General features: G+C 61.1%; 17 protein-coding genes and 1 tRNA gene. 6 read left to right on the top strand and 12 right to left on the bottom strand.

The genetic code is table 11. The annotated features are described in order from the left end of the window. Window positions 1-34: 34 nt before the first annotated feature. The 9 genes from dapD to rpmH form a co-directional block, all read right to left on the bottom strand. Complete coding sequence (gene dapD, locus GWG67_RS29710; protein WP_275172868.1) at window positions 35-880, bottom strand: 2,3,4,5-tetrahydropyridine-2,6-dicarboxylate N-succinyltransferase; 846 nt, start codon at window positions 878-880, stop codon at window positions 35-37. 193 nt (window positions 881-1,073) lie between these two features. Further along, complete coding sequence (locus GWG67_RS29705) at window positions 1,074-1,763, bottom strand: pyrimidine 5'-nucleotidase (protein ID WP_275172867.1); 690 nt, start codon at window positions 1,761-1,763, stop codon at window positions 1,074-1,076. Window positions 1,764-1,956: 193 nt separating this feature from the next. Continuing rightward, on the bottom strand, window positions 1,957-2,943 hold the full coding sequence (locus GWG67_RS29700) for a DUF1036 domain-containing protein (RefSeq protein ID WP_275172939.1): 987 nt from the start codon (window positions 2,941-2,943) through the stop codon (window positions 1,957-1,959). Window positions 2,944-3,128: 185 nt separating this feature from the next. Next, window positions 3,129-4,016: an acetylglutamate kinase gene (gene argB / locus GWG67_RS29695; protein WP_007597683.1), complete on the bottom strand. Its 888-nt coding sequence runs from the start codon at window positions 4,014-4,016 to the stop codon at window positions 3,129-3,131. A 205-nt stretch (window positions 4,017-4,221) separates the two neighbouring features. Next, on the bottom strand, window positions 4,222-4,587 hold the full coding sequence (locus GWG67_RS29690) for a DUF423 domain-containing protein (protein ID WP_275172866.1): 366 nt from the start codon (window positions 4,585-4,587) through the stop codon (window positions 4,222-4,224). Next, entirely contained in the window at window positions 4,587-5,240 is a 654-nt protein-coding gene (gene yihA, locus GWG67_RS29685; RefSeq protein ID WP_275172865.1) for a ribosome biogenesis GTP-binding protein YihA/YsxC, read from the bottom strand. The genes GWG67_RS29690 and yihA overlap by 1 nt, the downstream gene beginning before the upstream one ends. 110 nt (window positions 5,241-5,350) lie before the next feature. Continuing rightward, window positions 5,351-7,237 (bottom strand): membrane protein insertase YidC, encoded by a 1,887-nt coding sequence (yidC, locus tag GWG67_RS29680; protein WP_275172937.1) that lies wholly within the window; start codon window positions 7,235-7,237, stop codon window positions 5,351-5,353. 13 nt (window positions 7,238-7,250) lie between these two features. Then, complete coding sequence (gene rnpA / locus GWG67_RS29675; protein WP_275172864.1) at window positions 7,251-7,709, bottom strand: ribonuclease P protein component; 459 nt, start codon at window positions 7,707-7,709, stop codon at window positions 7,251-7,253. 27 nt (window positions 7,710-7,736) lie between these two features. Beyond that, window positions 7,737-7,871, bottom strand: a complete 135-nt coding sequence (gene rpmH / locus GWG67_RS29670; RefSeq protein ID WP_008542748.1) for a 50S ribosomal protein L34 — start codon at window positions 7,869-7,871, stop codon at window positions 7,737-7,739. Window positions 7,872-8,254: 383 nt separating this feature from the next. Here rpmH and GWG67_RS29665 point away from each other — a divergent pair, with 383 nt between their 5' ends. Further along, a complete protein-coding gene (locus GWG67_RS29665; protein ID WP_275172863.1) occupies window positions 8,255-9,754 on the top strand; it encodes an ATP-binding protein in 1,500 nt (499 codons plus the stop codon). A 163-nt stretch (window positions 9,755-9,917) separates the two neighbouring features. Beyond that, a tRNA-Arg gene (locus GWG67_RS29660) sits at window positions 9,918-9,994 on the top strand. 610 nt (window positions 9,995-10,604) lie between these two features. Here GWG67_RS29660 and GWG67_RS29655 read toward each other — a convergent pair. Then, a complete protein-coding gene (locus GWG67_RS29655) occupies window positions 10,605-16,541 on the bottom strand; it encodes a DUF3320 domain-containing protein (RefSeq protein ID WP_275172862.1) in 5,937 nt (1,978 codons plus the stop codon). Between the two features lie 156 nt (window positions 16,542-16,697). On the opposite strand from GWG67_RS29655, the gene GWG67_RS29650 reads away from it, so the two are divergent. Then, window positions 16,698-17,924 carry a DNA repair exonuclease gene (locus GWG67_RS29650; protein ID WP_275172861.1) on the top strand — a complete coding sequence of 409 codons (1,227 nt, stop codon included), beginning with the start codon at window positions 16,698-16,700 and terminating at the stop codon, window positions 17,922-17,924. Beyond that, entirely contained in the window at window positions 17,921-21,376 is a 3,456-nt protein-coding gene (locus GWG67_RS29645; RefSeq protein WP_275172860.1) for a YhaN family protein, read from the top strand. The genes GWG67_RS29650 and GWG67_RS29645 overlap by 4 nt, the downstream gene beginning before the upstream one ends. Before the next feature lie 707 nt (window positions 21,377-22,083). Here the strand turns inward: GWG67_RS29645 and GWG67_RS29640 are convergent. Then, entirely contained in the window at window positions 22,084-22,812 is a 729-nt protein-coding gene (locus tag GWG67_RS29640) for a Crp/Fnr family transcriptional regulator (protein WP_275172859.1), read from the bottom strand. A 1,110-nt stretch (window positions 22,813-23,922) separates the two neighbouring features. Here GWG67_RS29640 and GWG67_RS29630 point away from each other — a divergent pair. Both GWG67_RS29630 and GWG67_RS29625 read left to right on the top strand, forming a co-directional pair. Then, window positions 23,923-24,111 (top strand): hypothetical protein, encoded by a 189-nt coding sequence (locus tag GWG67_RS29630; protein ID WP_275172858.1) that lies wholly within the window; start codon window positions 23,923-23,925, stop codon window positions 24,109-24,111. Further along, window positions 24,083-24,358 (top strand): hypothetical protein, encoded by a 276-nt coding sequence (locus tag GWG67_RS29625; protein WP_275172857.1) that lies wholly within the window; start codon window positions 24,083-24,085, stop codon window positions 24,356-24,358. Before GWG67_RS29630 ends, GWG67_RS29625 begins: the two co-directional genes overlap by 29 nt. Window positions 24,359-24,554: 196 nt before the next feature. On the opposite strand, the gene GWG67_RS29620 is transcribed toward GWG67_RS29625, so the two are convergent. Next, window positions 24,555-26,459 carry an adenylate/guanylate cyclase domain-containing protein gene (locus tag GWG67_RS29620; RefSeq protein ID WP_275172856.1) on the bottom strand — a complete coding sequence of 635 codons (1,905 nt, stop codon included), beginning with the start codon at window positions 26,457-26,459 and terminating at the stop codon, window positions 24,555-24,557. Between the last annotated feature and the right edge of the window lie 264 nt (window positions 26,460-26,723).

Raw genomic sequence — 26,723 nt, 5'->3', positions numbered from 1 at the left:
GGGTCCCGGCCTTCGCCGGGACGACACCGACGGATCAATCCCGCAGCAGCTCGTTGATGCTCGTCTTGGAGCGCGTGCGCTCGTCGACGCGCTTGACGATGACGGCGCAGGCGGTGCTCGGGCCGATCTGGCCGTTCTTCATGGGCTTGCCGGGCAGCGCGCCGGGAACGACGACGGAATATTCCGGCACCTCGCCGATGAAAATCTCGCCGGTGTCGCGGTCGACGATCTTGGTCGACGCACCCAGGAATACGCCCATCGACAGCACCGCGCCCTTGCGCACGATCACGCCCTCGGCGACCTCGGAGCGCGCGCCGATGAAGCAATCGTCCTCGATGATCACAGGCTCAGCCTGCAGCGGCTCGAGCACGCCGCCGATGCCGACGCCGCCGGAGATGTGCACGCGCTTGCCGATCTGCGCGCAGGAGCCGACGGTCGACCAGGTGTCGATCATGGTGGATTCATCGACGTAGGCGCCGAGATTGACGAAGGACGGCATCAGCACGACGTTGCGGGCGATGAAGGCCGAGCGGCGCACGATGGAGCCGGGGACGGCGCGGAAACCGGCGTCGCGAAAGCGGTTCTCGCCCCAGCCGTCGAACTTCGAGGGCACCTTGTCCCACCAGGTCGCCTTGCCGGGGCCGCCGGGAATGGCGCCCATGTCGTTGAGGCGGAACGAGAGCAGCACCGCCTTCTTCAGCCATTGATTGACCTTCCACTTGCCGTCGGCGTCGCGCTCGGCAACGCGGGCCTCACCCTTGTCCAGAATCTCCAGCGCGTGATCCACTGCCTCGCGGACCTCGCCTTTGGTCGAGGTCGAGACGCCGTCGCGCGCCTCGAAGGCGCCGTTGATGGTGGATTCGAGGGCGGACAGGGACATCGGGATTTCCTCAGAGACGGGCGGGAATTTTGACGGATTGGAGCGCTTTTTCGGGATTTGGGGGGACGGAGTCAAGCTTGGTTCGGGGTCATCACCCGCGAAGACCGTAGCCCGGAAGGAGCGAAGCGCATTCCGGGGCGGTCTCACCGCAACAAACCCCCGGATTTCGCTCGCGCTCCATCCGGGCTACGATTCAATGGGACAGCCTCTCCAAAAACCCCGCCAGATCATCCGTGACATGGTCGACATGGGCCGCATCACGGCCCGCCAGCTCCCAGTCCTCACGCACGACCTCTTTCGTCCCATCCGGCACCACCAATACGGTGGTCATGCCGAGCTCGTGCGGGACGGTGAGGTTGCGGGCTAGGTCTTCGAACATCGCGGCGCGGGTCGGGTCGACCACGTGGTCGGCGAGAAACTTGCGGTAGGTCTGCGGCGCCGGCTTCGGCTCGAATTCGGCGGCGATGATGTCGAACACGCCGTCGAAATGCGTGGCAAAGCCGAGCCGCGCCAGCACCGCATCGACATGATCGACCGAGCCGTTGGTCAGGATCAGCTTTCGTCCCGGCAGTTTTGCAATCGCTGCGCCCAGTGCCGGGTTCGGCTCCAGCGGGGAGTGGTCGATCTTGTGGACGTAGGCGAGATAGTCGTCGGCGCGTACGTTATGCAGGGTCATCATGCCGCGCATGGTCGTGCCGAAGCGCTGGTAATAATCCTTCTGGATCTTGCGCGCTTCTACCGGTGTCAGATTCAGCCAGTTGCAAACAAACTCAGTGATCCGCGCATCGACCTGCTGCCACAGATTGACGTGGTGCGGATAGAGCGTGTTGTCGAGGTCGAACACCCAGGTGTCGACATGGCCAAAGGCGCGGGGTGAGGTCATTGCGGCTCTCTATTCGCTATCGGAGAGGGCCCCCAACTTCCCGCCGTCGTCCCGGCGAAGGCCGGGACCCATACCGCGTGATCTATCAATGGGGCACGCTGATCGTCGTTCTTCGGAAAACCCAATCCTGGGATTATGGGTCCCGGCCTTCGCCGGGACGACGATGGTGTTTGTTGCGTCATCACAAAAGCAATCACGGCATCGCAAACCGCAGCGTCTTGCCGCCGCTCGACATGTCCACCGCGCCAAAGCCCGTCGCCGCGAAGCCGCGCGCGCCGCAGTCGGTCTGCTCGTTGGTCTCGAACTTGGTCTCGCGCGTGCAAAGCTGCCTGTCGCCGCCCCAGTTCAGTGGCTTGTCCTTCAGCTTGACGATTCGATTGTCGGCGTCGATGGCTTCCGCGAAGCTGAAGATCTGCTTGGGCTGGCCGCTCACATCAGGGTGCAGGCAGGTCTTGGGGTCGATGCGATACCAGCCGCGGCTCGTCACCGCCTTGCCGTCGTCGGTGGCGACCGCCGCCATCACCTTGTGCGTGGTGTCGTTGCACCAGGTGAGGCCGGTCGCAGACGGCGTCTGCACGGCATCGACCATGGTCTTGAAGAAGCTCGGCGACGACAGGATGTCGGACGACAATCCGCGGCTCTTCAGGAAAGCGGCCAGCGCGCCTTGCGTCTTCGGCCCGTCGACGCCGTCGATCGGCGCGGCGTCGTAGCCTGCGATCACCAAAAGCCGTTGGATGCCGGCGAGGCGGGCCTGCTCGTCGTCATATTCGGAATCCTCGGCGAGATAGGCGACGAAATTGCCGTCCGCGCCTTGCGTCGGCGTGATCTGGGTGAAGGCGGCCTGGGTCTGGCCGCTGCGGCACTGCCGCGCGGCCGCGATGACGAAATTGTCCTGTGCGACGCACAGCGTGTCGCTGCCGTTCTGCGGGATCGGGGATGCGCCGTAGACGCCGAGCGCGCGGGCGTTGAGCAGGATGCGGTCGGCGGAGAGCGTGCCCTGCACCACTACGCGGCAGGTGGCGGGGTCGATCCTGAACCAGCCGCGCGTCGCGGTCGCCGCCTTGTCGTCGATGCCGATCGCGGCCTCGACGACATAGGACATGCGATTGCAGATCTTGAGGTCGGCGACAGCCGGCGCGGAGGAGAAGACAAACGAGACGGCCGCGGCGGGGAGCGTCATCAGGAAGCGTGCGAAGGCGGAACGACCGTGCCGCCGAGCTCTCCGCTCGTCATGCCCGGGCTTGTCCCGGGCATCCACGTTCTTGGCGCGGGACGAAAGGTCGTGGATGGCCGGGACATCTTCGCGAAGACGCGCTTCGCGCTGTTGCCCGGCCATGACGGCTTTCATGCGTGGCGCCTCATCTCTCACTTGTGTATCAGCGTTCCCGTGCCCGTGTTGGTGAAGAGCTCGAGCAGCACCGCGTGCTGCATCTTGCCGTCGATGATGACGACACCCTCCACGCCCTGTTCGAGCGCGTAGATGCAGGTCTCGACCTTCGGGATCATGCCGCCGGAAATGGTGCCGTCGGCGATCAGCTTTCGCGCGTCCTTGACCGAGAGCTGCGGGATCAGCTTCTTGGACTTGTCGAGCACGCCCGGCACGTCGGTGAGCAGCAGCAGCCGCTTTGCCTTCAGCGCGCCGGCCACGGCACCCGCGAAAGTGTCGGCGTTGACGTTCAGCGTCTGGCCCTCTTTCGAGGTCGCGAGCGGCGCGAGCACCGGGATCAGCTCGTAGCCGATCAGCTGGTTGAGCAGCGTGAGATCGACTTTCTCGGGATCGCCGACGAAGCCGAGATCGACCGCCTTCTCGATGTGCGAGTCCGGATCCATGATGGTGCGCGTCGTCTTGGACGCCTTCACCATGTTGGCGTCCTTGCCGGACAGGCCCACCGCCTTGCCGCCGGCCTCGTTGATGTAGCCGACGATCTGCTTGTTGACGGAGCCGGCGAGCACCATCTCGACGATCTCGATGGTCGCGGCGTCGGTGATGCGCAGGCCGGCGGCGAATTCCGAGACGATGCCAAGGCGCTTGAGCATGGTCGCGATCTGCGGCCCGCCGCCATGCACCACCACAGGATTGATCGCGGTCTGCTCGAGCAACACGATGTCGCGGGCAAAATTCTTCGCGGTCTCCTCGTCGCCCATGGCATGGCCGCCATACTTGATGACGATGGTTTCCTCGTCATACTGCTGCATGTGCGGCAGCGCTTCGGACAGGATGCGGGCCTGGTCGAGCGGGGAGATTTCGGTCATGAGGCGGATCTCGCTGGCGGGATACTCGGGCCGCGTTCTATCCGATTGGCGGGCGGGGCGCAAAGTGTGGCTGGCATGCCGCTCTCGTGTCCCGGACGCGGTGCGGCGCGCAGTGCCGCGCCGCTGAGCCGGGATCCAGAAGCGGCATGGGCCCCGGCTCAGCAGCGCACCGCTGAAGCGCTGCGCTGCGTCCGGGGCACGAGACTTATTTCTTCACCACCACCGCAGCGAGCGTCACCGCCAGCCAGCTCAGAATCATCACCGATCCACCCGTCGGCGCTGCATATGGAAACAGCGAATGGCCGGCATATTGCCGCAAGGTCAGGTCGCCCGCGAACAGCGCGGCGCCGGCTGCGAAGCCGGACGCGGCGATGATGCCAATTCCGCCGTGCAGAAGGCCGCGCCCGAGCAGGGCGACGGCCGCGAGTATGGCGGTTGCATGAAACAGCAGCATGGCGCTTGCGGCGGCGAGCCGGCTCGCATCGTCGCCATGCGCGGAGGCGGCGGCCAGCGCGACGCCGGCGGCGCCCATCAGACCGGCAAGCGCGATCAGCAGGCGGAATGCCGCCATCACGAGGTCCGCTCTTCCAGCAGCTTTGCGATCGCGGCGCGCAGCTCGGCCATGCCGGTCGCGCTCCGCGACGAGGTCGCGAGCACGTTGGGGAACGCGGCCGGACGTTTGGCGAGCGCGGCCTCGGTCTCGACGATGCGCGATTGAAGCTCGGTGGCCTTGATCTGGTCGGCCTTGGTCAGCACGAGCTGGTAGCTGACCGCGGAGCGATCGAGAGTCTTCAGGACTTCGAGATCGACGTCCTTGAGGCCGTGCCGCGCGTCGACCAGCACGTAGACACGCGCGAGGCTGGCGCGTCCGAGCAGGAATTTGTGGATCAGCTCGGTCCAGGACGCGACTTGGCTCTTCGGCGCCTTGGCATAGCCATAGCCGGGCATGTCGACGAGGCGCAGCTCGGTTTTGCCGGGGACCTCGAAGAAGATCAGCTCCTGGGTGCGGCCCGGCGTGTGCGAGGTGCGCGCGAGCGCGTTGCGGCCGGTCAGCGCGTTGATCAGGCTGGACTTGCCGACATTGGAGCGGCCGGCAAAGGCGATCTCCAGCCCCGCCATCGGCGGCAGCGTTTCAGTCGAGGGCGAGGCCCAGATGAACTGCCAGTCGCGCGTGAACAGCTTTCGCCCGACCTCGATCAGCTTCGCATCCTTGTCGTCATTCATGCGAAAGCTTTCTGTCTGTCCGCGTCATTGCGAGCGAAGCGAAGCAATCCAGAAATGCATCCGCGGAGGGACTCTGGATTGCTTCGTCGCTTCGCTCCTCGCAATGACGGCTACGTCGCCTCAGTCGTCAGTTTTTTTTTGAAGGAGTTTCGAATGTTGTCGAACAACTCCACCTTCACCCCGTTACGGCGCATGATGTAGCTCTGCTGGAGCACTGAGAGCGTGTTGTTCCAGGCCCAGTAGATCACGAGGCCCGCCGGGAAGCCCGCCAGCATGAAGGTGAAGATCAGCGGCATCCAGTTGAAGATCATCTGCTGCGTCGGATCCGGCGGCGTCGGATTCAGCTTCATCTGGAACCACATCGTGATGCCCATGATGATCGGCCAGATGCCGAGCGCGAGGTAGTGGCCGAACAGCGGGATCGTGGTCGGGTCGAACGGGATCAGCCCGAACAGGTTGAACAGATTGGTCGGGTCCGGCGCGGACAGATCCTTGATCCAGCCGAAGAACGGCGCATGCCGCATCTCGATGGTGACGAACAGCACCTTGTAGAGCGAGAAGAACACCGGGATCTGGATCACCACGGGAAGACAGCCGGCGACCGGGTTGATCTTCTCCTTGCGGTAGATCTCCATCATCTCCTGCTGCTGCTTCACCTTGTCGTCGGGGTAGCGCTCCTTCAGCGCCTGAAGCTGCGGCTGGACCGACTTCATCTTCGCCATCGAGGCGTAGGACTTGTTCGCCAAGGGGAAGAACAACAGCTTCACGATCACGGTCACGAGCAGGATCGAGATGCCGAAATTGCCGAAGAAGCGGTAGAAGAAGTCGAGGCCGAGGAACATCGGCTTGGTGATGAAGTAGAACCAGCCCCAGTCGATCAAAAGGTCGAAATGGTTGAGGCCGAGCTCCTTGTTGTAGCCGCCATGGCCGGCGAGCGGGAAGTTGATGCCGACAACGCCGGCTTCCTTGGCGCCCGCGAACAGCCGCGTGTTCGTCGTCGTCGTGCCGCCGATCGGGACCGTCTGCTCGCTCTGCAGATAGTCGGTCTGGTATCGGATCTGGGTGCCCGGTTCGGCGACGAAACGGGCCTTGAGCGTTGCCGACGTGTCGGGAAGCAGCGCAGACGCCCAATATTTGTCGGTAATACCGAGCCAGGCATTGGTGACGTTGTTGAATTCGAACCCGTGTCCGCCATTGCCGATCGCGGGTGCTTCGCCGACAGCCTTATAGGCCTTCTCCTGCAAGCCCTGCTCGCCGAGGTAACCGATCAGGCCTTCATGCAGGATGTAGTAGCCCGAGACCTGCGGCGTGCCGTGGCGCGAGATCAGTGCGAAGGGAAAGAGTTTGACCGGCGCGTTGCCGACATTGGTCACCTCGTCCTTGATGCTGAAGAGGTAGTGGTCGTCGATCGCGACGGTGCGGCGGAAGGTGAGGCCTTCGCCATTGTCGTATTTCAGCATGACCGGCGTGGACGGCGTCAGGCTGTTGGTGCCCTCCTGCTGCCAATCGGTGGTCCGGTCGGGCACCTTTGTGCCACCTGTCCCGGCCACCCAGCCAAATTCTGCATAATAGGGTTCTGCGGTGCCCGACGGCGAATAGAGAACGATCGGCGGCGACTTCGGGTCGACCGTTTCGCGATACTGCACCAGCGCAAGATCGTCGATGCGCGCGCCCTTCAAGGCAATGCTGCCGGTCAGGCGGGGCGTATCGATCTTGACGCGCGGAGAGGCCGCAATCGCCGCCTCGCGGCTGACGGTCGGCTGGCCCGGCTGATTGGCAGCCTGGGGAGCGGAGGGCGCGCCTGCGGTGCCGGGCTGCGGCGTGGCGCTCGGCGTCCCGGGGGCCGTCGGCTGCGGCGTGGTCTTCTGCAGTTCGGCCTGCGCCTGTTGCTGGGCGCGCTGCTTCTCCATCGCCGGCATGTTGTAGAAATATTGCCAGGCGATCAGCACGAAGCCCGACAGAATGACGGCGAGGATGGTATTGCGGTTGTCGGTCATCATTCTCTCGTCATCAATCCGGTTTGCGGCTGGTCGCAGGAGCGGGGCCGGGCTTTAAGCCGTCGGTTCTTGGGCCGTCGGTTTTTTGGCCAGGTTTTGGGCCGCGTCCCTTGTGCGTATGCCGCGCGGGCTTCGCGAACGCCATGCGCAGATCGTCGAGCATGGTGGCGAAGTCGCGCGAGAGCGCGTCCCTTCGGCCGACCAGCACATAATCATGATGGGGCTGCATCGACACCGGATCGAGCCGCTTCACCAGTTCGCGAAGCCGGCGCCGGATGCGATTGCGCTCGGGGGCGTTGCCGTTCTTTTTGGTGACGGTGAAGCCGATCCGGATCGGGCCGCTGTCGTCTCGGCCAAGGTTTTGGCGGTCAAGGCTTTGGCGGTCAAGGCTTTGCAGGACGAACGCGGGACTATTCACCCGCGCGCCATTGGCAACGGCGAGGAAATCCGCTCGCTGCCTCAGCCGATCCATGATGAAATCCCAAAAAGGGGGTCCGGCTCAGGCGCTCAGACGCTTGCGGCCGCGGGCGCGGCGGGCGGCGAGCACCTTTCGGCCGCCGGCCGTGGCGAGACGGGCACGGAAGCCGTGACGGCGCTTGCGCACCAGTTTGCTGGGTTGATAAGTCCGCTTCACGGGTTTTTCTCCGCTGACCGGGCAATTTGCCTGTAGAATTGATGGTAAAGTCCGGAAGATGCTGCCCAAAACGGGCCTTTTTCGGCCCCAAGAGAGCCGCTCCCGGCCTCACACCGGGTCATCGCGGACAATTGGCCGGCTTATAAGCGAGCGCCTTCTTTTCGTCAACGCCGCACAAGCGCTCAATTCCGGCGAATATCGCTGTTTGTGCGGGGTTTTTAACCCTTGAGGTAGCGACTCGCCAGATCTGCGCTTACATCCGACTTTGGCAGATTGACGATCTGTAATTTGACCGCGCTGAGGGCGGGCCGCATCTTCATACGCGCCAAATCCCTTCACCCGGCGACATCTTCAATCCGGCAAAGGCAGCGAGGGCGAATTTCGTGGCAGCGACAGACCTCCAGCCGATCCAGGATGGGGATCAGCGGGACCCGCCGGCGGCGGTGCCGCGTGGGACGCGCGGGCTTGGGCTGTCCGGCAAGCTGCTGCTGCTCACCGTTCCCCTGGTGATGATCGCGGCCATCCTGCTCTACGTGCCGGCCATCGCCAACTTCTGGGTCAACCGACTCAACGACCGCGTCGCCGCGGCGAACACGGCAGCGCTGGTGCTCGATGCCGCGCCGCTCGGCATGGTCCCCGATTCGCTCTCGCGCGAGATACTGAAGAGCATCAATGCCCGCGCCGTCGCCATCAAGATGGGCCAGCAGCGCCGTCTGCTCGCCAGCGACAATCTGCCCGCCGCCATCGAGCACGACATCGACCTGCGCGACATGACGGCGTGGGAGGCGATCACCGGCTCCTTCCGGATGATGCTGGAGACCGGCAACCAGGCCATCCGGATCGTCGGGCCGGGCGTCGGCAATGCCCAGTTTATGGAGATCGTCACCGACGAGCTGCCGCTGCGGCAGTCGATGTACCGGTTCTCCCGCAACGTCGTGGTGGTCGCTCTGATCATCGCGGTGCTGACCGCGGGCCTCGTCTATCTCGCCATGCATTATCTCTTCGTGCGCCCGATGCGCCGGCTGACGGCGAGCCTGGTCGGCTTCCACGAAAACCCCGAAAGTTCGGCGGGGATCATCGTGCCGAGCCAGCGCAGCGACGAGATCGGCGTCGCCGAGCGCGAATTGTCGGACATGCAGCGCGACCTGATGTCGATGCTGCATCAGAAGAGCCGGCTCGCCGCCCTCGGCCTCGCCGTCTCCAAGATCAATCACGATCTGCGCAATCTGCTGGCCTCGGCGCAACTCCTGTCGGACCAGCTCGCCAGCGTGCCGGATCCGCGGGTGCAGCGCTTTGCGCCAAAACTCGTGCGCTCGCTCGAGCGCGCCATCGCCTTCTGCCAGTCGACCTTGTCTTACGGCCGCGCCCAGGAAGCCGCGCCCGACCGGCGCATGATCATGATCGAGCCGGTGGTGCTGGAGGTGCGCGAGACCGCCGGCCTTGCCTCCGACGCGTCGATCTCCTGGGTCGCTGCGATCGAGCGCGGGCTCGCGGTCGACGCCGATCCCGACCAGCTGTTTCGCGTGCTGCTCAACCTCGTCCGCAACGCCGCCCAGGCGCTGGAAAGCCATGCGTCGGCCGAGGGCGGCGCGCAGCAGATCCGGATCACGGGAAAACGCGAGGGCGCGGTCGCCATCCTCGAGGTCTCCGATACCGGCCCCGGCGTGCCCCAGAGGACCCGCGATCATCTGTTCGAGGCGTTCCAGACCTCCGGCCGCCCCGGCGGCAGCGGCCTCGGCCTTGCCATTGCCGCCGAGCTGGTCCGCGCCCATGGCGGCGACATCCATCTGGTCGAAGGCACCATCGGCGCCACCTTCCGGATCGTCATTCCCGACCGTCCCGTGGAACTGCTCTCCGTCCGCAACGAGCGGGCGCGGGCGTAGGTCGGCCGGCGGCCGAGCGCGGAAACCGTCATTTCCCGGCAAAATCTCCCCAATCCGGACCTTGCCAATCGGGGCAAGAGCGGTTAGTCAGAGCGCTCTTTCGCACCCCTCCGGCGTCCCCGGGGGCTGCCTGCGGGCCACGCCCGCACTGTCAGCGAAAAACGCGCCCGTAGCTCAGCTGGATAGAGCATCAGACTACGAATCTGAGGGTCGGACGTTCGAATCGTTCCGGGCGCGCCAGCACTTAGCGGCTTCTGCCGTGCAAAAAGTACGATCGTTTTACGGGATTTGCAAGGAAGGCAGCCCTTAGGCTTCCGTCCGCAGCATAGCCTCCTCGAATGCACCTTGGTTCTTGGGGCGCCAGCAGGTGCCGGCAAGTAAAACCTGATCAGTCTCAACACCTCAGCCAAGCGGCAGTTCTTCAGGCTCATAGCCTGGAGGTCATAGGTTTAAATCCTATCGCTTTTGTCCGTTGGCGAGTTTCAGGATCAGGGTTAGGCAAAAAGCATTTCCAAGACGCGCTCGCGCCAGGCGAGCCAACGCCGAAAAATTGTGGGGCTACCCCACAAATTCCTTCTCTGCTGGCAGGGCTAGCGTTCGAGCAGTGAAACGACCGAAAAGTACAACTATCTATGTTCGTCGCATCATTGATCATCACTACGAACTGCCGACGGCAGTAGTCACTATCGAATTTGGCTCTACCAAAGAGAGGTACCAGCGATTGGTGCAGCCACCGGACGTGTAATAGTATGCCTCTTGAGGGTACGAGGTGACGGTGCGGCAGAAATGCAGCAGCGTGCTCCGGAACCAAGAAGTCTTGGAGTTGCACGGGTGGTAAGATGAGATGATGCTAAGGGGTGTACTGCTCGGCGCGGATTATTGCCTCTCTCAAGCGTTCGCGCGAAGGCGCAGTCAATCGTTCGACCTGCAGTAATCGTGCATACACGAGGGGAGGGTCACCTTCCCGAAGCGCCGTCGGATAGGATGCAATAAAGTCTGCCAACTCCGCGACCGAAATGTCAGCCAGACCTCGACGGTGCTCCGGGCTTTGCGGCTCGCGAAATGGCACGCAGTTTACAATTGTGCCAGGCTTCCAGAGGAATACGCCGGAGCTCTCTTCTGTGCGATCGAGCGTTCGAAGGTGCAGCCCAATTTGCTCGCGTATCCGCGCGCCTGTGCGAAGCCAGCCGTGCGCCCTTGCTATACGTTGGGACAAAACGTCTTCGCGCAATGGCGCCTCTGCCTCCATTACGGCGTCGACCATGGCCTGTAGCGTAGGCCGATAAGAAAATTCAAAGAAGCAATCAGGGTCAGCCTTGATCGTGGAAAGGTTTGCCATCGCGAAGCGTGGGCAACCGGCTTTAGTGACTGCCGCGGCCAGAGGGGGCAGCTTCTCGTCAATTCCATCCATCGCTAGCGGTTCGAGCTCGCCGTCTCCATCCTTTTTAGGGAACTCGGGAGATACGGAGCCAACTTCGCCATCGTCGCTTGAAATTGGATCACGCTCCGTGACCGCAAATCCCTCCATATCCGCCGCGAGCGCCTCGGTCGGCGCAGCAGCCCCTGCAGTAGGAGTTCGACTCGCTGTCAACGCCTCATTCAGGGATAGATGAAGTCGCTCGATTGCCCCTTCTGCATCGAACCACCAGTCGGTCGACCATACTCGTAAGATATTCCAACCAAGCCCACGCAGCACCTGCTCGCGGACTTTATCGCGGTCTCGCGCGGTGGCCGAACTATGATACGTCGCGCCGTCACATTCGACCCCCGCGAGATACAGACCGGCCTTGTCCGGGTGGCGGATTCCGAGATCTACGCGGTAGCCAGACACGCCGACCTGGGGGACGACCTCCCATCCGCGCTTTTCCAAATGTGCGGCGACAGCCTCCTCGAATGGCGATTCCATCTCCCCTTGAGATCCGGAGCTCTGCGCCGGAAGTGCAATCGCACCGCGCACCGCATAATCGAGAAATGCCTTGAGATGGCGAACACCCGTTGCTCTAGTGCGATCGAGATTAATGTCGTCAGCACGGATGCCTGCGAATACCTTTAGTTCACTGCGTGCGCGAGTCACGGCTACGTTGAGGCGTCGCTCGCCGCCTTCCCTGTTTATTGCGCCGAACGTCATGGGCAGCTTGCCGGCGGCGTCGCGGCAGAAGGTGATCGAGAAGTAAACTAAATCCCGCTCGTCGCCCTGAATGTTCTCCAGATTCTTGACGATCACCGGCTCGATTCGATCGTCCGAGAAGAACCATTCGAGCTCCGGATTGGCGCGCCTTGCGTCGTCGAGAAAATCCTGGATCAGCGTCTGCTGTTGGACGTTGAAGGTAATCACGCCAATGGTCGGCCTTTGTGACTCTGGCAGCGCCAGCCAGGTTTCCAGTTTGCCGCGGATGTCGGCGGCAATGGCGCGAGCTTCCTCTCGATTGGTGCGGCTCTTGCCGCGATCATAGACGCCGGTCGGCACAAAGGTGAGGGAGACTGCCTGGTCCTGCGTCACAGGGCTTGGGAAGGTGATCAGGTTGTTTTCGTAGTAGTGCCAATTGGAAAACGCGATCAGCGATTCATGGCGGCTGCGATAGTGCCAGCGCAGATGCCGCGTCGGTAGACCTGAGGCCTTCGCTTCATCGAGAATGCTTTCTAAATCGCGGTCGAATTCGGGTACGTCGTCCTCGTCGGCGTCATTGCGGCCAAAGAAATTTGTTGGCGGCAATTGCTTGGGATCGCCGACAATGATGGTCTGGCGTCCCCTAGCGATGGCGCCGACGGCGTCCCAAGTCGCGATTTGCGACGCCTCGTCGAAGATCACAACATCGAAGAGCGCCTGATTTGTCGGCAGATACTGTGCAATGGACAGCGGAGACATCAACACGCACGGAGCAAGCTTACCAAAGCTCTCTGGCATCGCACCGATCATGTCGCGTATAGAACGACTTGGTCGCTGCAGACCCATCTGGTGCCGCAGCAGGCCTAGTTCGGATTGCCGGGGCACCGACGCCGAGGGCGGCAGATCATGGATGAGCGAGCTGATCACCTTGTTGGTTGCGTGAGCGCGAACGACGTCGTCGGCTTCCCTAAATTCCAATATTGCGTGTTCGTGTTCGAAGCGCCGGAAATCGCGGAGTTCGCGGGTTGCATCAATCGTTAAGGGCAGCCACCATCGAGCGTAGCCAAGAAAAAAGGCGCGGGCAGAACCGTCGGGCGGCACCGCGCCGTCTTCTAGGTCAGTGACGAGCGGACCGAGACCCTTGGCAATTGCGCGAGAGCGGACCGCACACCAAGTTGACCAGTCACGAAAAAGGTTGCGAGCGTGTTCAAGTTCATCCATTTGCCGAACAATGCACGACAGAAAATTGTCGTCCTCGCGGCTATCAAACGAATGACCTGCAAGTTCCTCAAACACCCCAATAGCGGACTTCAAGGCCTGATGCTTCTGAAGATAGGCTTTTGCCGCAACCAGTTGAGGTTGGTTGATCTGCCCCTTCAGGCCAACTGCGATGCTGGCAGCGACGGCTTGCACGTTACCGGCGAATTCGCCGAGCTGAACCAGCGATGTCCGCAACCGTTCTGCGGTTTGCAAGTGCTGCGACAGTTGCTGACAATCGGTATCGAGCCCCTCGAACCTAAGCGGCGCGGTCGCAATTGGACTGCGCTCAACGGCGCTATGAGTCGTCTGCAACTTGCGCAACAAGGTCAGATCGGTGGCTGGATCGGCGGTGTTGGCATTGGCGTATGAGGCGAGCAGCCGGCGTACCCGGCGCGTCGCGAACCATGACTTGGGCCATATTGCCGCATTGGCTTCGCGCCATTCGTGCTCAAGGTCATCGAGTGGAATCCTCGGCACGACATCGGGCGGATAGGCCACCGAGAGGTCAGCTTCGGTTTGGCGGTAGCTACCGATGGCCGTTTCTAAGTCCGCGACGGCGCGCGTTAGCGTCGCAAAGTTCTTGTGGAGAATAATCGTATGGTCCGAGCCGGACGTCGCGACGACATCCCGCGCCAGATCGGCAAAGTACCCCAATCCATCCCATCGCGAGTCTTGCACGCCGGCCAGGCCAAGCCGACTACTGAGAGCGGAAAGTGCAGTCTGCGCGGCTGAAGCAGCTTGGCCGAGCGCGCGTGCCGCGGCCAGCAGTTTCTCCTGCCAAGCACCGGACCACTCCTCCACATGCACGAGCCGCAGTACTGGGCGAACCTTTACCGCCGCATAGGTCATGCCCAGTTTCGCGGCGAGTTGCTGCAGGTCAGCGTAGCCAACCGCGTCGTGTTCGTCTTGTCGAGACCAGGCCAGGGAAGGCGCGTGTTCGTTGTGACCCTGCATCGCGATACCCATAGCGAGATAGGGCGTCAATCCGTTAGGTGCCTGGTGATGCAGAGCCGCGACATAGGCGTTCAGCTCATCGCGGCGGATTTCCAGCCGCTCGTTCAACTTGGCCCATTGCGACGCGCCAAGGTTTGCACGATTTTCCCACGAGCGCTTCAGTTGGCCGAAGAAGTGCTTGCGGTCCGCCTTGCTTGAATGAAGCTCCAGGCAATGGTCGCCAAGGCCATGCTCACGCAGGCGCCGATAGACCACGTCCAGGGCCGCAGTCTTCTCCGCAACGAACAAAACGGTCTTGCTTGCTGCGAGGCAGGTAGCGATCATGTTGGCGATGGTCTGGCTTTTGCCGGTTCCAGGTGGTCCGACGATGACAAAATCGCGGCCTTGCACAGCGGCCAGGCTGGCAGCGATCTGCGAGGAATCGGCTGGCAATGGCATGATTATATCTGCGGAGGCATAGTTCCGGTCGATGTCGTTTTCATCCGGGAAGGGTTCGTCTGCGCCCTCGAATGCCTTTTCCGGATTATCGATCAGGTGCTTGACAACTCGGTTGCGTCGTAGGCTGTCCGTCCGGTCCGTCAGGTCTTTCCACATCAAGTATTTGGCAAAGGAGAACGTCGATAGGGCGAGGTCGTCGGCAACCTCGAAGCCGGGTACGTCGCGCACCGAACGGCGCATCAACTCTATCACCTGCAGAACGTCGATGCCCTTGCCGTCTACAGGCAGACCGTCCCGGAAATCCGGCAGGTTTAGATCGAACTCGCGCTTTACGAACTGTAGGAGCGTCGCGTTGAGCCTAGGTTCGTCCTCGTGGAATCTAAGTCGAAACCGATCGGAGACACCAGACCGCTCGAGCTTGACAGGCAGCAGCAAGATCGGCGCGCGATAGACACGCTCATCCGTGGGCAATTTTTTCCATCTTAGTGAGCCAACGGCAAGATATAGAGTATTGGTTCCACCTTCGGTGATGTCGCTTTTGGCTTGCCGAAATAGGTCGGTTAGGCGCGCGAAAAGCTCCTTAGGCTCAAGCATTGAGGAGAGTTCGTCGCGAAGCAACGCTTCTGCCGCAAAGCTGCGCTGCAGATCTTGCCCGCGCCGGTCGCGGTGAAGCTCTGCGTCTCGCTCGCCCAGAGGATTTTGCTCGGGCAACGAAATCAGTTTGATTGCTGCGTTTTCAGCAAGCCGATCTTCCAAAAAGGCGACGTCCGGGCAGAGGAAGGATACGGCCCGCTTGTTGTCCGAAAAGTTCAAAAGCCGGTTACGCAGCGATAGGTCGAGCAGCCGGGTCTGCCAACGTTCTATGCGGCCGGCTGCCGTGCTGGGCTTTTGACCGACGTTATCGGCCGGCATTCGAAAATCCGGCTCGGCCGGCAGAGGGATGCCGGTGGGCTCGTCATCATTGGCATCATTGCCCGCTTCAGCAGCTTCATGTGAGGCTAGTGGTGTGATACCTGACGACCGCGAGCGCGCGATATCTATTGCAGAAACGAAACGGTCTGCGGCGTTTTCCTCGAGCTTCGCCTCGGCCGCCTGTTTTGCCTGCTCGAACAGCATTGCTGGTCGATGCGTAACGCTGGTGGTTTCGAACACAATCAGCTCGCGCGCGGCGATCGCCTTGCGGATTTCAATGATGTCGGTCTCAACCGTCTTTGGAAGCGTCCGCTTTAAAAGCCAGACGCCAGCCAAGGCATGGCCATCGAGAAGGACGGCGACCGCGTTCAGGCCGGCCGCTTCCAGTGCGGCCGCGAAAAGTAAGGTGGTGTCCAGGCAGGTCGCAATGCAATCCTGGAGGATCTTGCTCGGTCCGCGGATCTTCTGACCACGAGCTTCAAAACTTGCAGGCGGCTGCGCGTAGTGAAGGCCGAGCCCGGCAACGGCAGAATAAACGGCGGCGGCTAGCATGTAGGCCCGCTTAGGATTGTTGCTCTGATAACCGTCAAGGGCCGATGAGTGGCCGTGTTCGGATAGGCGCTCTGCGGCGGAGCGCAATATCCGGTAGATTGCGGGCTCATTGGGCATGACGAAGGCCGGTAGCAACTGGGCCATGTCCGACACTCCGCCCCATTCATCCCGGGCCAACAGTCGGACCGGCACTGTTATCTCGGCGAGGACGTCGTTTCCCCTTAAAAGGCGCAGCTTAATGTCACCGCGTTCTGCCTCGTCCAGTCCGGCAAGGTAAGCGGCGTCGAGGTCGATGCGACGATCAGACAGGGTGAGGCTCTCTCCCGCTAGAATGCGGTCGAAGGCCCACGTCTTCGATCTTAGAAAAGCTGGGCTGGAGGTAAGCTCTAACCGTGCGTTTTCGAGTGAGACGGCCGTCGAGTTCTCGACCCGAATAGAGCGGATCACCGGAATGGAGTTCTGGTGCGATGCGAAGGTGAATGTAGAGGCGAGATCAACGGCGAAGGTGACGTTTCCGTCGTGCGGCGCCCGCGCGGCTTCGTCTGCTGATTGGATCTCGCTCATTTCCCGGTCCAAAATTAAGGTTGCTAACTCAGTTATTCCGATATTGCGGCCTTGCTCGCAAGAGCCGTTCTACTTTAAGTATTTGCGTAACGACCACACGCCGCGTGAGAAATCGGATTCGCTGGCCGCTGATAAGGTCTTCAGAGCAATTAAGCCATGCGTTTCACGTTCATCCACGCGGCCGATCTTCACATCGACAGCCCGTTCGCAGGTCTGCGACTAAAGGATAAGGACGTCGCTAGACGCTTCGCGGATGCTGGCCGCAGGGCGGTCCTGGCCCTGGTCGAGGAGGCGGTCACCAGCAAGGCGGCTTTTCTCATAATTGCTGGAGACGTTTTCGACGGAGACTGGAAAGACGTTACTACAGGATTGTTTTTCGTGCGCGCCATCAGCGCCTTGCATCGCGCGGGAATTCCCACCTTTATTGCTAAGGGCAATCACGATGCTGATAGCCTGATGTCGCGCGATCTCCCTTATCCCGACTCGGTGAATGTCTTTCCGTCCGACAGGGCAACGAGCGCGACGCTAGATGCGTATCGCGTGGCGTTGCATGGTCGCAGCTTTCCAAATCGCCTTACCGGGGAATTCGTCGAGACTTATCCCGCCCGGCACGACGGCTGGTTAAACATTGGCGTGCTGCATACGTCGCTCGACGGCACTCGCGGTCACGACGGATATGCACCATGTACCATCGATGATCTTAGGCGTTTTGGTTACGACTATTGGGCGTTAGGACACGTCCATGCCGCGGAGATTATCAGCCGCGATCCATGGATTGTATTTCCCGGCAATTTGCAGGGACGCAACGTGCGCGAAACCGGTGCTAAGGGAGCGATGCGGGTCACCGTTGACGATGGCCGTATTGTCGATGTCAGCCCATTTGCGCTGGACGGTGCGCGCTGGGCGCACTTGGCGATCGACATATCTGACGCCGGTCGCGAGGAAGACGTTGTAGCACGCATCACAACCACGCTTGCCGGCGCGCATCATCAGGCCGAAGGCCGTCCATTGGCGGTGCGGGTGACATTGATCGGCGCCACGCAGCTACACAATCAACTAGTTGCGCGACGCGAAACACTTGAGGACGATATTCGCGCTCGTGCCCTTCAATTTGCCGACGATTGCTGGATCGAGCAACTCAAGATCAAGACCGCTCCTCCGCCGCGGCCGGCCGCTGCATTATCATCGATTGAAAGCCTAGATCTCGACCAGTTGCTAGCCACTGCGACGGAAGATCCTGAATTTTCGCTATTGCTGGCCGACCTGATCGAAACGATCAAAGCCAGATTGCCGATAGAGCTGCACGATGACTTGCTGGCTGCGGATTTGCTTAAGTCGCTGCCGAGCGAAGCTCGTGCGTTGCTTACCGGAGCGTTATCGTGAGAATCGAGCGTCTCGATCTCGAACGTTATGGCATTTTTACTGACCGCAGCCTGGCATTCCGTCCAGAGGCGGCTTTGCACGTGGTGCTCGGCCCCAACGAGGGCGGCAAGACCTCGGCGCTGTCGGCAATAGGCGACCTGCTGTTCGGCTTCAGCGCCCGCACGGATTATGATTTCCGGCACGAAAGCAAGAGCTTGCGGATCGGCGGCGCCTTCCGCCATTCCGACGGCAGGCTGATCGTGACGCGACGTCGCAAGGGTAACAAAAACACGCTAATTGGCGACGACGATCAGGCATTGCCGGATGACACGCTAGTGCCTTTGCTCGGGAATCTATCGCGCGATGCCTTCAGTCGCGAGTTCGGCCTGACAGCTCAGGCGCTTCGGGACGGCGGCGCAGACCTGCTCAACGCCGGTGGGCGCCTCGCCGAGACCCTCGCAGCCAGTTCGGCAGGCATGACCGCCTTGTCGCGAGTCAGGGAGAGGCTGCAGAGTGAGGCCGAGGATCTTTTCACCCCACGAAAATCAGCAGGCAAGCTATTTTATCAGGTAGCCGATCGCCGCGACAGTGCCGATAGGGCATTGCGCGATGCCATCGTTACCCGCGAGTCGGTACAGGATCTTGAAACAGCAGTGGAGGAGGCGCGCGCCAATCTCGAGGCGCTCAATGCCGAGCACGCTCACAGCGGCAGTACATTGGCGCGCTGGCAGCGGACGCTGCGCGTGCGCTCAAAGCTAGCGCGGCTTGACGGGATCGCGGCAGAACTTGCCGACGTCGCCGATCTGCCGGCGGTTCCACCGCAGACCCTTGCGGATTGGCGTGCCGCGCTCGATACAGATGCCGGACTGATGCAGGATATAACGGCCCTCGACTCTGCGGACGCGTTGGAGGCCGCGGAGATCGCGGCCATGAAGGTCGATGATGGCGTGCTGGCGGAAGCAATCGCGATCGACGCTTTGCGCGAGCGACTAGGTGCAGTGCGCAAGGCAATCGACGATCTGCCGCGCCGCCGCCAATCGCGCGATGACGCGGTGCGATCGCTCGAAGATGCGGCACGAAGACTGGGAATGGGCTCGCACGACATCCTATTGGAGCGACTTCCCACCGATGCCGCGCTGGCCCGGGTGCGCGACTGTATCGGCCAGCTCAATCGCGCGGCACAAGCGTTGGCGGAAGCTGAAACACGGCAGGCACGAGCCCAAAGCGAACATGACGCGTTGGCCGTCGAGGAGGGCGGGCATCAAGCCATAGGCGACCTCCAATACATAAAGCAGCGCTTTGAAGCGCTAGGCGACATTCCCGCCCAGGCAGATCGTCACCGGCGTGACATGGCGGCACTAAAATCCGACACCCAGGGATTGGACTCGGCTCTGGCGGCAATTGATCCCGCACTCGCTTCCCTGGATCAGTTGCGCGCGCTGCCGCTACCCGAACACGTCATAATTGCAAAATTCGTCCAGGCCATCGATGTCGGTGACAATGAGATCAAGCGCCTCGGCGACGCACTGGCCACAACCGATGAATTACTAGGGTCCACCGAAGTCGAACTTGCGCGCCTACGCGGCGAAGGCGAGGTTCCGAATCGGGCCGATCTGATCAAGGCACGCCAGCAGCGCGACGCCCAACTTGGCGCTTTAGGCGCGGTGCTGGACAGCGATGCTCGGGGGCGGCTTCTGCTATTTTCCGAGGTCTCACAGTCCTCAAAAGCGATCGACGGCATCACCGATCTCTTGCTTGCCGATACCGAACGAGCCACGCGGCATGAGGATGCGCTGCAGCGTCTCGCCGCACTTCGCACGACGCGCGACCGTGACGCTGGGAAGTTGCAAGGGTTGCAGGCGCGGCTGGCGGAAGTCACGACCGCTTGGACTGCGCTCTGGGCCCCTGCTGGCCTTGCTCCGCGTAGTCCCGCGGAGATGTTACTGTGGCGGGGTAAAGTGGAGGATATTCTTGCCAGGCTCGGCAAGATGGAGTCCCAGAGGACGAATCTCGACGCGCTGGCCGCCAGCCTCGAATCCGGCAAAGCCGCTTGCATGACCTTTCTCGGTAGCGTTGGCCGGATCCCCGATGCCAGCCTGCCCGTTGACAACCTGTTTCGGGAAGCCAAAGCACGTGTTGAGGAATTGCAGGCAGTGTGGGCCGAGGCCAAAGCTCGCGCTGCTGCCCTGCAGCGTGTCGCACGCGAGTTGTCCGAAGCAGATGCGGCGGTTGGCAAAGCACATGCAACGCTGGCAGCACAGCGTCAGGCCTGGCCTGCAGCCATGGACGGTATCGGGCTTCCTGATACGGCGAGCGCGCCGGAAGCTGACGCTGCACTTGCGGTGTGGCAATCGGTAGCTCTGCCCAAAGCCAACCACGAGAGCGAGAGCCATCGCGTTCAGACGATTGAAGCCGATCTGAAGGCCTTCGACGCCGATGTATTTGGGATGATTGATCTCGTCGCGCCGCATCACAAGAGCACGTCCGCCCAAGAGTCGTTGGCTCGGCTGTCGGCGGCATTGGCGGAGGCACGCACTGCCAGTGAATCGTACCGGCGGTTGCAGCGCAATGCGAGTCAACGTGCGGCGATACGCAATACGCTAATCGCGCAGCGACAGGCGGCGGGTACTTTGCTCGACGAAGCCTGCAGGGCGATTGGCGTCGGTCGCGATGACTTGTCCGCTTCGATTGCACTTACGGCCGCCCGGCACCTGCTCGAAGGCGAGCGCGTGATCCTAGAACGCGATCTGGACGACATCGCCGATGGCTGCACTGAAGCTACGCTGCGGCAGGAGCGCGAGGGCATCGATCTCGATTTGCTTCCCGGTAACATCGCCCGCGAGGAAGTGCGGCAAACACAGCTGTTGCGTGATATCGCTGAAGCATCCGCCAACCATCACGAAAGGAAGAACCGGCTTGAGTTGCTGCTAAAGGGTCGCAATGCGCCGGCTTTGGCAGCCGAGCGAGCCGAGGCGGGCGCCGAATTGCAGTCAGTCGCCGAGCGCTGGTTGGTACGAGCCGCGGCGTCACGGCTTGCTTTGCGTGCGATCGAGAGGCATCGCGCCATGGTGCAGGATCCGTTGATCGCGCGCGCCAGCGTTTTATTCAGCATGGCGACCAATGAGGCCTTTGCCGGTCTCGTGATCGACTATGGCGACGATGATCAGCCGGTTCTGGTCGCCAAACGGCATACTGGCGAACAGGTGTCGGTGGCCGGCCTTAGCGAAGGTACCCGCGACCAATTGTTCTTGGCGCTGCGCCTTGCGCTGCTGGAGCGCCGTACCTCAGAGCCGATCCCGTTCATCGGCGACGATCTACTGTCAAGTTTCGACGAGAAACGCACGTCAGCAATGCTGCGGCTTCTAGTGGCTGCTGGACAGCAGCAACAGATCATCTTGTTCACTCATCACCGCCACGTAGTCGATCTCGCGCGGTCGGTGAACGAGCAGTCGATCGAGGTGATCGATCTGTGAATTGCAGTTGCACTGGGTCTTGCGGTGGCTACTGTCAGGCGGCCGGAATGCTCAGCCGCTTTGCGGTCGGCAGTACCAAGGGAGATGCTCACGTGTGTCTTGTACCAACTGCGAGGGCGACGCTCCTCCGGGAGTTCTGCAGGAGCGCTTGGACATCTTTGGGGATGGTGCGCGAGATAGTACGAGTTGCGGTACCTTGGCTTTTTGGTGCGCAGGCCACTCGCAGAATCACAGATGCATTACTCCCGTGTATCGAGGAGCGGTCCATCTTGCGGAAAAAAGGTTGCTGCTGTCAGACAGGATTGAACTTATACGACAATCCTGTGAGGCATTGATTTCGTTGTGCTTTTCGGCCCAGCGATCTGCTGTTGTGTGGCACTCTTGTGGGGCACCCGCGACCCGAGAACTATCATATTTGTCGCGAGGTCGTCACTTGGAATCCACGCTCAAGAGGCTCGAACCTTCTCAGGTACTGCCGTCAAGATCGGTTCGGCGAGGTATGTACTCATTAGGCGGGCGGCCGCCCGATGTCCGCTTTACCTCCAATATCGCTCGAAGAGCCCATGGCCTCCAGGCCGCAGATGGGCCACAAACGGAAGTTGCCGCAGGTCGGGGGCTCATCAACGATTTGGCTGAAAAAGGCTCCGGATACTCGCCTATGGAAACCTTCCGATGCTCGATCTATCCGGACCTTAACCGCAAGCTCTCTAACCGCTTGGCGTCAGATGGAGATAGGTCGGATCGAACCCTGCCAACTCTTTCAACCGTTCCTCGTCGAGCAAGTTGAAGCCCGATCTGTCCGTTTCCACCAACCGTTCCCCGCGCAGAGCTTGGAGCGTACGATTGGTATGGACCACCGAGAGTCCCAAACAGTCGCCAAGATCAATTTGAGTGATGGGCAAACTAAACTCTCCGCCGCGAGTCCGCCCGACTGCTTGCAGCCGCTCGTGCACTTCGATCAACAGGTGAGCCATTCTCTGCAGCGCGGCCCGCCGCCCGACATTCACGATCCATTCCCGAAAGATAGAACCATCGATCAAGGTCTCTCGCCACAAGGCCGCGGCCAAGTGCGGGTGTCGTGCCGTCACCTCGGTCAGCTCGGCGTGCGAAATGAAACCAAGCGTGCAAGGCGAAAGGCTGATCAGATCGTGGTCCATGATGCCGAGGTGGAGGCTTTGAAGGTCAGGTATGTCGCCGGGAATATGCAAGGACAGGACCTGTCGCTCTCCGGCGGCGGTCGTTTTCGAGCGCGAGGCAAACCCCTCGACGATCAGGCAGCACTCGCCGGGACGATCGCCATCCGCGACGATAATTTCACGGGAGCCCAGATGCCGCTCACGAATCCGCAGGTTCTGAATGGCACGGATGTCTTCGCCATCCAGGTGGTTCGACACAGCGAGTTTGGTGATGAGCGCTGACGCAAGATTTGCCGGCATCGGATCACTCTCATGCGACCCGAATGACGACCCACTCCGGCCTGTTAGGCGGGAGTCGCTTGAACTCTCAGCGCCGGCGCCCAATGACAACTGCCGGAGATACGAAATAACATACCGGAATGAGCGCGGTCCTGTGAGTCCCAAACGACCGTTGTGGTGAGTTAAGCGTGAGCGTGTTGATCCAAGTTAAGAAGGCGCGCAACTTCATCACATGAACTACCTTCACGCGGACCCGACCGGCGCCTACTCCGTCGCTGTTAGTGTTAGCTTGAAGTAGGTCCGGCCGGTGTTTGGGGCTGGGCTGTCATTGACGATAATTTGCCAAGGCTCGCCTCGCCATCGTGTGGCGGGGGCGTGTGGTTGAGCAGCTGAGACACGGCCGTAACGACCTGCGCAGGCGCGAATGGCTTATTCAAAAGAACGCTGTTCGGCACGCCGTGAGACGGCCAGTCGTTAGCCGCCGCGCCCGTCATGTAGACAACCGGGATCTCTGGATTCAGCTCTCTGGCGCGCCTTGCAACATCCCAGCCAGTGAGTGTGCCTTTCAAGTGAATGTCGGTAAGCACGCCGCAATGAGATGGTTCAGGTCTGAGCTGGTCCAGTCCGAGACGGGATCAGACGTCGCAGGATGCACCTTTCGGATCTCGGCGTAAGTGAATGTTGGTTCATGCCCACCCCTCGGGGCGAGCGTAGGCGAGCGCCAACCAGCAAGTTGGATCAAAAGATACACAAGCCCGTACAGCTGAGCAGACTTCGACGTCCGCTTGGGGTCACAAGCGTCGGGTTAGTCCTCCCGCGATCACGTCCGTTCAGCCCTGACGAGCGGACATCTTCGATGCCCATCGCCAGTTTTTCAAACGGGCCACTAGGGGAGGTTGGCGCGAAGCGTCGTGCCTGTTGACAGAGTGGACGAACAGAGTCTCGGGTTGGAAACCAACCTCGCCGCAAACAGGATGGGAAAGCAGCGCGCAATTGCATGGTTCTTCGTCACACTGCCTCCTCCTTACTCAAAACCGAACCAGTTTGATGGTATTTTGAGCGCTCTCTACATTGCCTTCGTGATCAGGGAACTTAACATGGTCCTTGGTGCATCACACTTCTGGAGATTTTATGAAATACATTGCCGTTATCACAGCCGCTGCGCTGGCAGCAGCCACCACACCTGCGCTTGCAGGGAGTGCGACGCAGAACCCCGAGTGGCTCGCGAGGCAGAAGGTCTGCAAGAAGGAGGCTTCTGAGCAGGGGCTTCATCTGTCGAAGAAGCGGGCGTATGTCAAAGAATGCATGGCTAAAGCCTAGCATTCACCAGCATCGCATCAACAAACCCCGCTTCGGCGGGGTTTTTTTGTTCGTCCTTGCCGCCACTACCTTGCCCGGTTTCATGACTTCCTTTGGCGGCTCGCTCGAAGCTTTGTGCAAACTGCAACGTATTACGTCGGTGCCACAGTGGGCGCCACGCTCTGCCCCTTTGGGGACAAACCGCAAAGTTAAAAAAGAAAAGTCATCTGCAGCGGGACAGATGACGTCCAATGGTTTTTGCCGGTGACAGGAAGGGCCCCAAGTTAGCTAACGGTCAAAATGCGAAGAACTCAAGTTGAGCAATCTGGTCTGCTGTGGCGCGTTGAGCGGAACTCCTCCAAAAGAGCCGAACTTCCTGATGGTCCATAACTAGAAATCGCAATACGGTACGATCAGGTACGCCAAAGTCACACTTGAGCGTCGCCAATATCGAAGCGGCTCCTTCATTCTGGAAATCCCGCCTTGCGAAGACCGTCAGCGAAACGCTCATTGTAGGTTAGCCAACCCGCATTGTTTGCCAACGCCAATTGCTGCGTCTGGAATTGGGCGATGGTCTTGCTCTTGGCCCGGCTGTCGGCGAGATAGGCCTTGAGCGCTTCGTCCGCCTGGGCCTGGTGCCCGTTCAGGGCCGATGCCGAGATCAATATCAGGCTTATATAGGGGTCCGGGTATGAGGCCAGCGACAACGATCGGCGGGCCGCTTCGATCGCCTTGTCGTCCTGACGCAAAATGAAGAAGGATTCGCTCTTGATCCCATAGAACGCCGTCAAAAACGGGTCGCGCGGACTCAGCCGGACCGCTTTTTCAGCCACCTCGATCGATCGGTCCGGGCGAGCCAAAAAGTTGTTGGCGACACCAATGGCCAAATATCCCTGGATCATGCTCGGATCGAGGGCGAGGGATTTTTCCGCTTCGAGGATCGCCTGTTCGTGATGGCTTTGCGCCATCATCACCCAAGCCTTAGCCACGTGCGCGCCTGCGGCGTTGGGATCGGCGGCGAGCGCCCGCGAGGCGAGTTCGTCCGCAAGCTTGATGGCCTCTTTTGGGTTGTCGCTCTGCGATATGACGACCGGATAAATCGTGGCAAATGCCGTTAAACCTAGTGCAATCGCATTTCCGCTGTCGAGCTGTAACGCGCGACGACACGGACCGATGGCTTCGGGATCCGCCGATTTGATCAGGTTGGAAACGCATTGCAGGGCAAGATCCTGTGCCTCGAGGTTTCCAGGGTGCATCCGCATCGCGCGCGCAAGGTCGGCATCGATGAGTTGAACGGACAGCGCGCGCGAGAGCCGAATGACAATGTCATCCTGCATCTCCAGCAGATCGGAGCGATCCGCATCGAACTGGTCGGCCCAGAGGTGCGCTCCGGTAGCGGTGTCGATTAGCTGGGCATTCACCCGGATTTTTCCACCGCTATACTGCGCGCTTCCTTGCAGCGCATAACGCACGCCCAGTTCCCTGCCGACCTGCTTTATATCGATCGCCTTGCCTTTGTAGGTGAACGCCGTACTCCGGGCGATCACGAACGCATCCCTGGCGCGCGACAAGACCGTCGTCAGCCCCTCCGTAATGGCGTCGGCAAGATAATCCTGGGAGGAATTGCCGCTGAGATTCACGACCGGCAGAACGACCATTGAGATACGCGGCAAATCGGCGGGGGATTGGGGTGCTCTTGCCGACTTGATGCCGAGCCACAGTCCGCCTGAGAGTAGCACGAGCCCCGCGACACATGCCGCGAGCAAGGCGCGGCTCGCTCGATACTGGGACGGTTGGTTCGAATCTGTCGTCGACGCGAGCGTCGGCAGGGCTGCCACCGTCTTGGCGTCTAGCGCGTATACACGGACCGGTCGCGAAATATTCTTGACGATGTGCTCGCCCTTGTCGACGAACGGATACGGCACCTTGTCGCGCACCTGGTCATAGGCGGTGTGGGAGATGCATAGCCCGCCCGGATCAGCCAGCCCTTCCAGCCGTGCCGCCACGTTGACGCCGTCGCCGTAGATGTCGTTGGGCTCCACGATGACGTCGCCCAGATTGATGCCGATACGAAATGCGATGCGTCGATCGTCCGGAATGCCGGCGTTACGCTCGCTCATGTGACGCTGGATTTCCACGGCGCTGTGAACTGCATCAACGACGCTCGCGAACTCGACGAGTACGCCGTCACCGGTGTTCTTGATGATCTTGCCGTGGTGTTGGCCGATATGCGCGCTGATCACCTCGCGCTGCAACATGCTTAACCGTCGGTGGGTCTCCTCCTCGTTCAACTCCATCAGACGTGAATAGCCCGCTACGTCTGCGACCAAAACCGCAGCCAGCTTGCGCTCGACACGCTGTCGGACCATGGAGCCGTCCTCTACGCCGTCACAGCTTGAAGTGTATCAGGCCGAAGCCAATTGGCCAGAGCTCGCAACACTCCGAAATGGGTCACAAGTGGTCCTCCACCGGCTGCGCGCGGCAGGTCAGCGATGGGCCAGACTCAGACTTCGAATTTGCGTAATCTGGCTGAGAGGTTCAGTGGCTGCTGCGAAGCCCCAAAACTAGTTAAGCTCTCCTCATTAGATTGGCTGGAGTCAGTGACGGAGACACCTACAGGGTTACTTCAGTCC

The organism is Bradyrhizobium sp. CSS354 (assembly GCF_029051725.1).
Taxonomy (GTDB): Bacteria; Pseudomonadota; Alphaproteobacteria; order Rhizobiales; family Xanthobacteraceae; genus Bradyrhizobium.
This window is presented reverse-complemented; position numbering and strand designations above follow the sequence as displayed.

What these genes read in the sequence shown, in the direction of transcription:
- dapD (WP_275172868.1), bottom strand. Translation starts at nt 880, where the DNA reads ATGTCCCTGTCCGCCCTCGAATCCACCATCAACGGCGCCTTCGAGGCG.
- GWG67_RS29655 (WP_275172862.1), bottom strand. Translation starts at nt 16,541, where the DNA reads ATGAGCGAGATCCAATCAGCAGACGAAGCCGCGCGGGCGCCGCACGAC.
- GWG67_RS29700 (WP_275172939.1), bottom strand. Translation starts at nt 2,943, where the DNA reads ATGACGCTCCCCGCCGCGGCCGTCTCGTTTGTCTTCTCCTCCGCGCCG.
- GWG67_RS29620 (WP_275172856.1), bottom strand. Translation starts at nt 26,459, where the DNA reads ATGGTCCGACAGCGTGTCGAGCGCAAGCTGGCTGCGGTTTTGGTCGCA.
- GWG67_RS29705 (WP_275172867.1), bottom strand. Translation starts at nt 1,763, where the DNA reads ATGACCTCACCCCGCGCCTTTGGCCATGTCGACACCTGGGTGTTCGAC.
- GWG67_RS29630 (WP_275172858.1), top strand. Translation starts at nt 23,923, where the DNA reads ATGAAATACATTGCCGTTATCACAGCCGCTGCGCTGGCAGCAGCCACC.
- GWG67_RS29650 (WP_275172861.1), top strand. Translation starts at nt 16,698, where the DNA reads ATGCGTTTCACGTTCATCCACGCGGCCGATCTTCACATCGACAGCCCG.
- GWG67_RS29690 (WP_275172866.1), bottom strand. Translation starts at nt 4,587, where the DNA reads ATGGCGGCATTCCGCCTGCTGATCGCGCTTGCCGGTCTGATGGGCGCC.
- GWG67_RS29625 (WP_275172857.1), top strand. Translation starts at nt 24,083, where the DNA reads ATGTCAAAGAATGCATGGCTAAAGCCTAGCATTCACCAGCATCGCATC.
- yidC (WP_275172937.1), bottom strand. Translation starts at nt 7,237, where the DNA reads ATGACCGACAACCGCAATACCATCCTCGCCGTCATTCTGTCGGGCTTC.
- argB (WP_007597683.1), bottom strand. Translation starts at nt 4,016, where the DNA reads ATGACCGAAATCTCCCCGCTCGACCAGGCCCGCATCCTGTCCGAAGCG.
- GWG67_RS29640 (WP_275172859.1), bottom strand. Translation starts at nt 22,812, where the DNA reads ATGCCGGCAAATCTTGCGTCAGCGCTCATCACCAAACTCGCTGTGTCG.
- rnpA (WP_275172864.1), bottom strand. Translation starts at nt 7,709, where the DNA reads ATGGATCGGCTGAGGCAGCGAGCGGATTTCCTCGCCGTTGCCAATGGC.
- yihA (WP_275172865.1), bottom strand. Translation starts at nt 5,240, where the DNA reads ATGAATGACGACAAGGATGCGAAGCTGATCGAGGTCGGGCGAAAGCTG.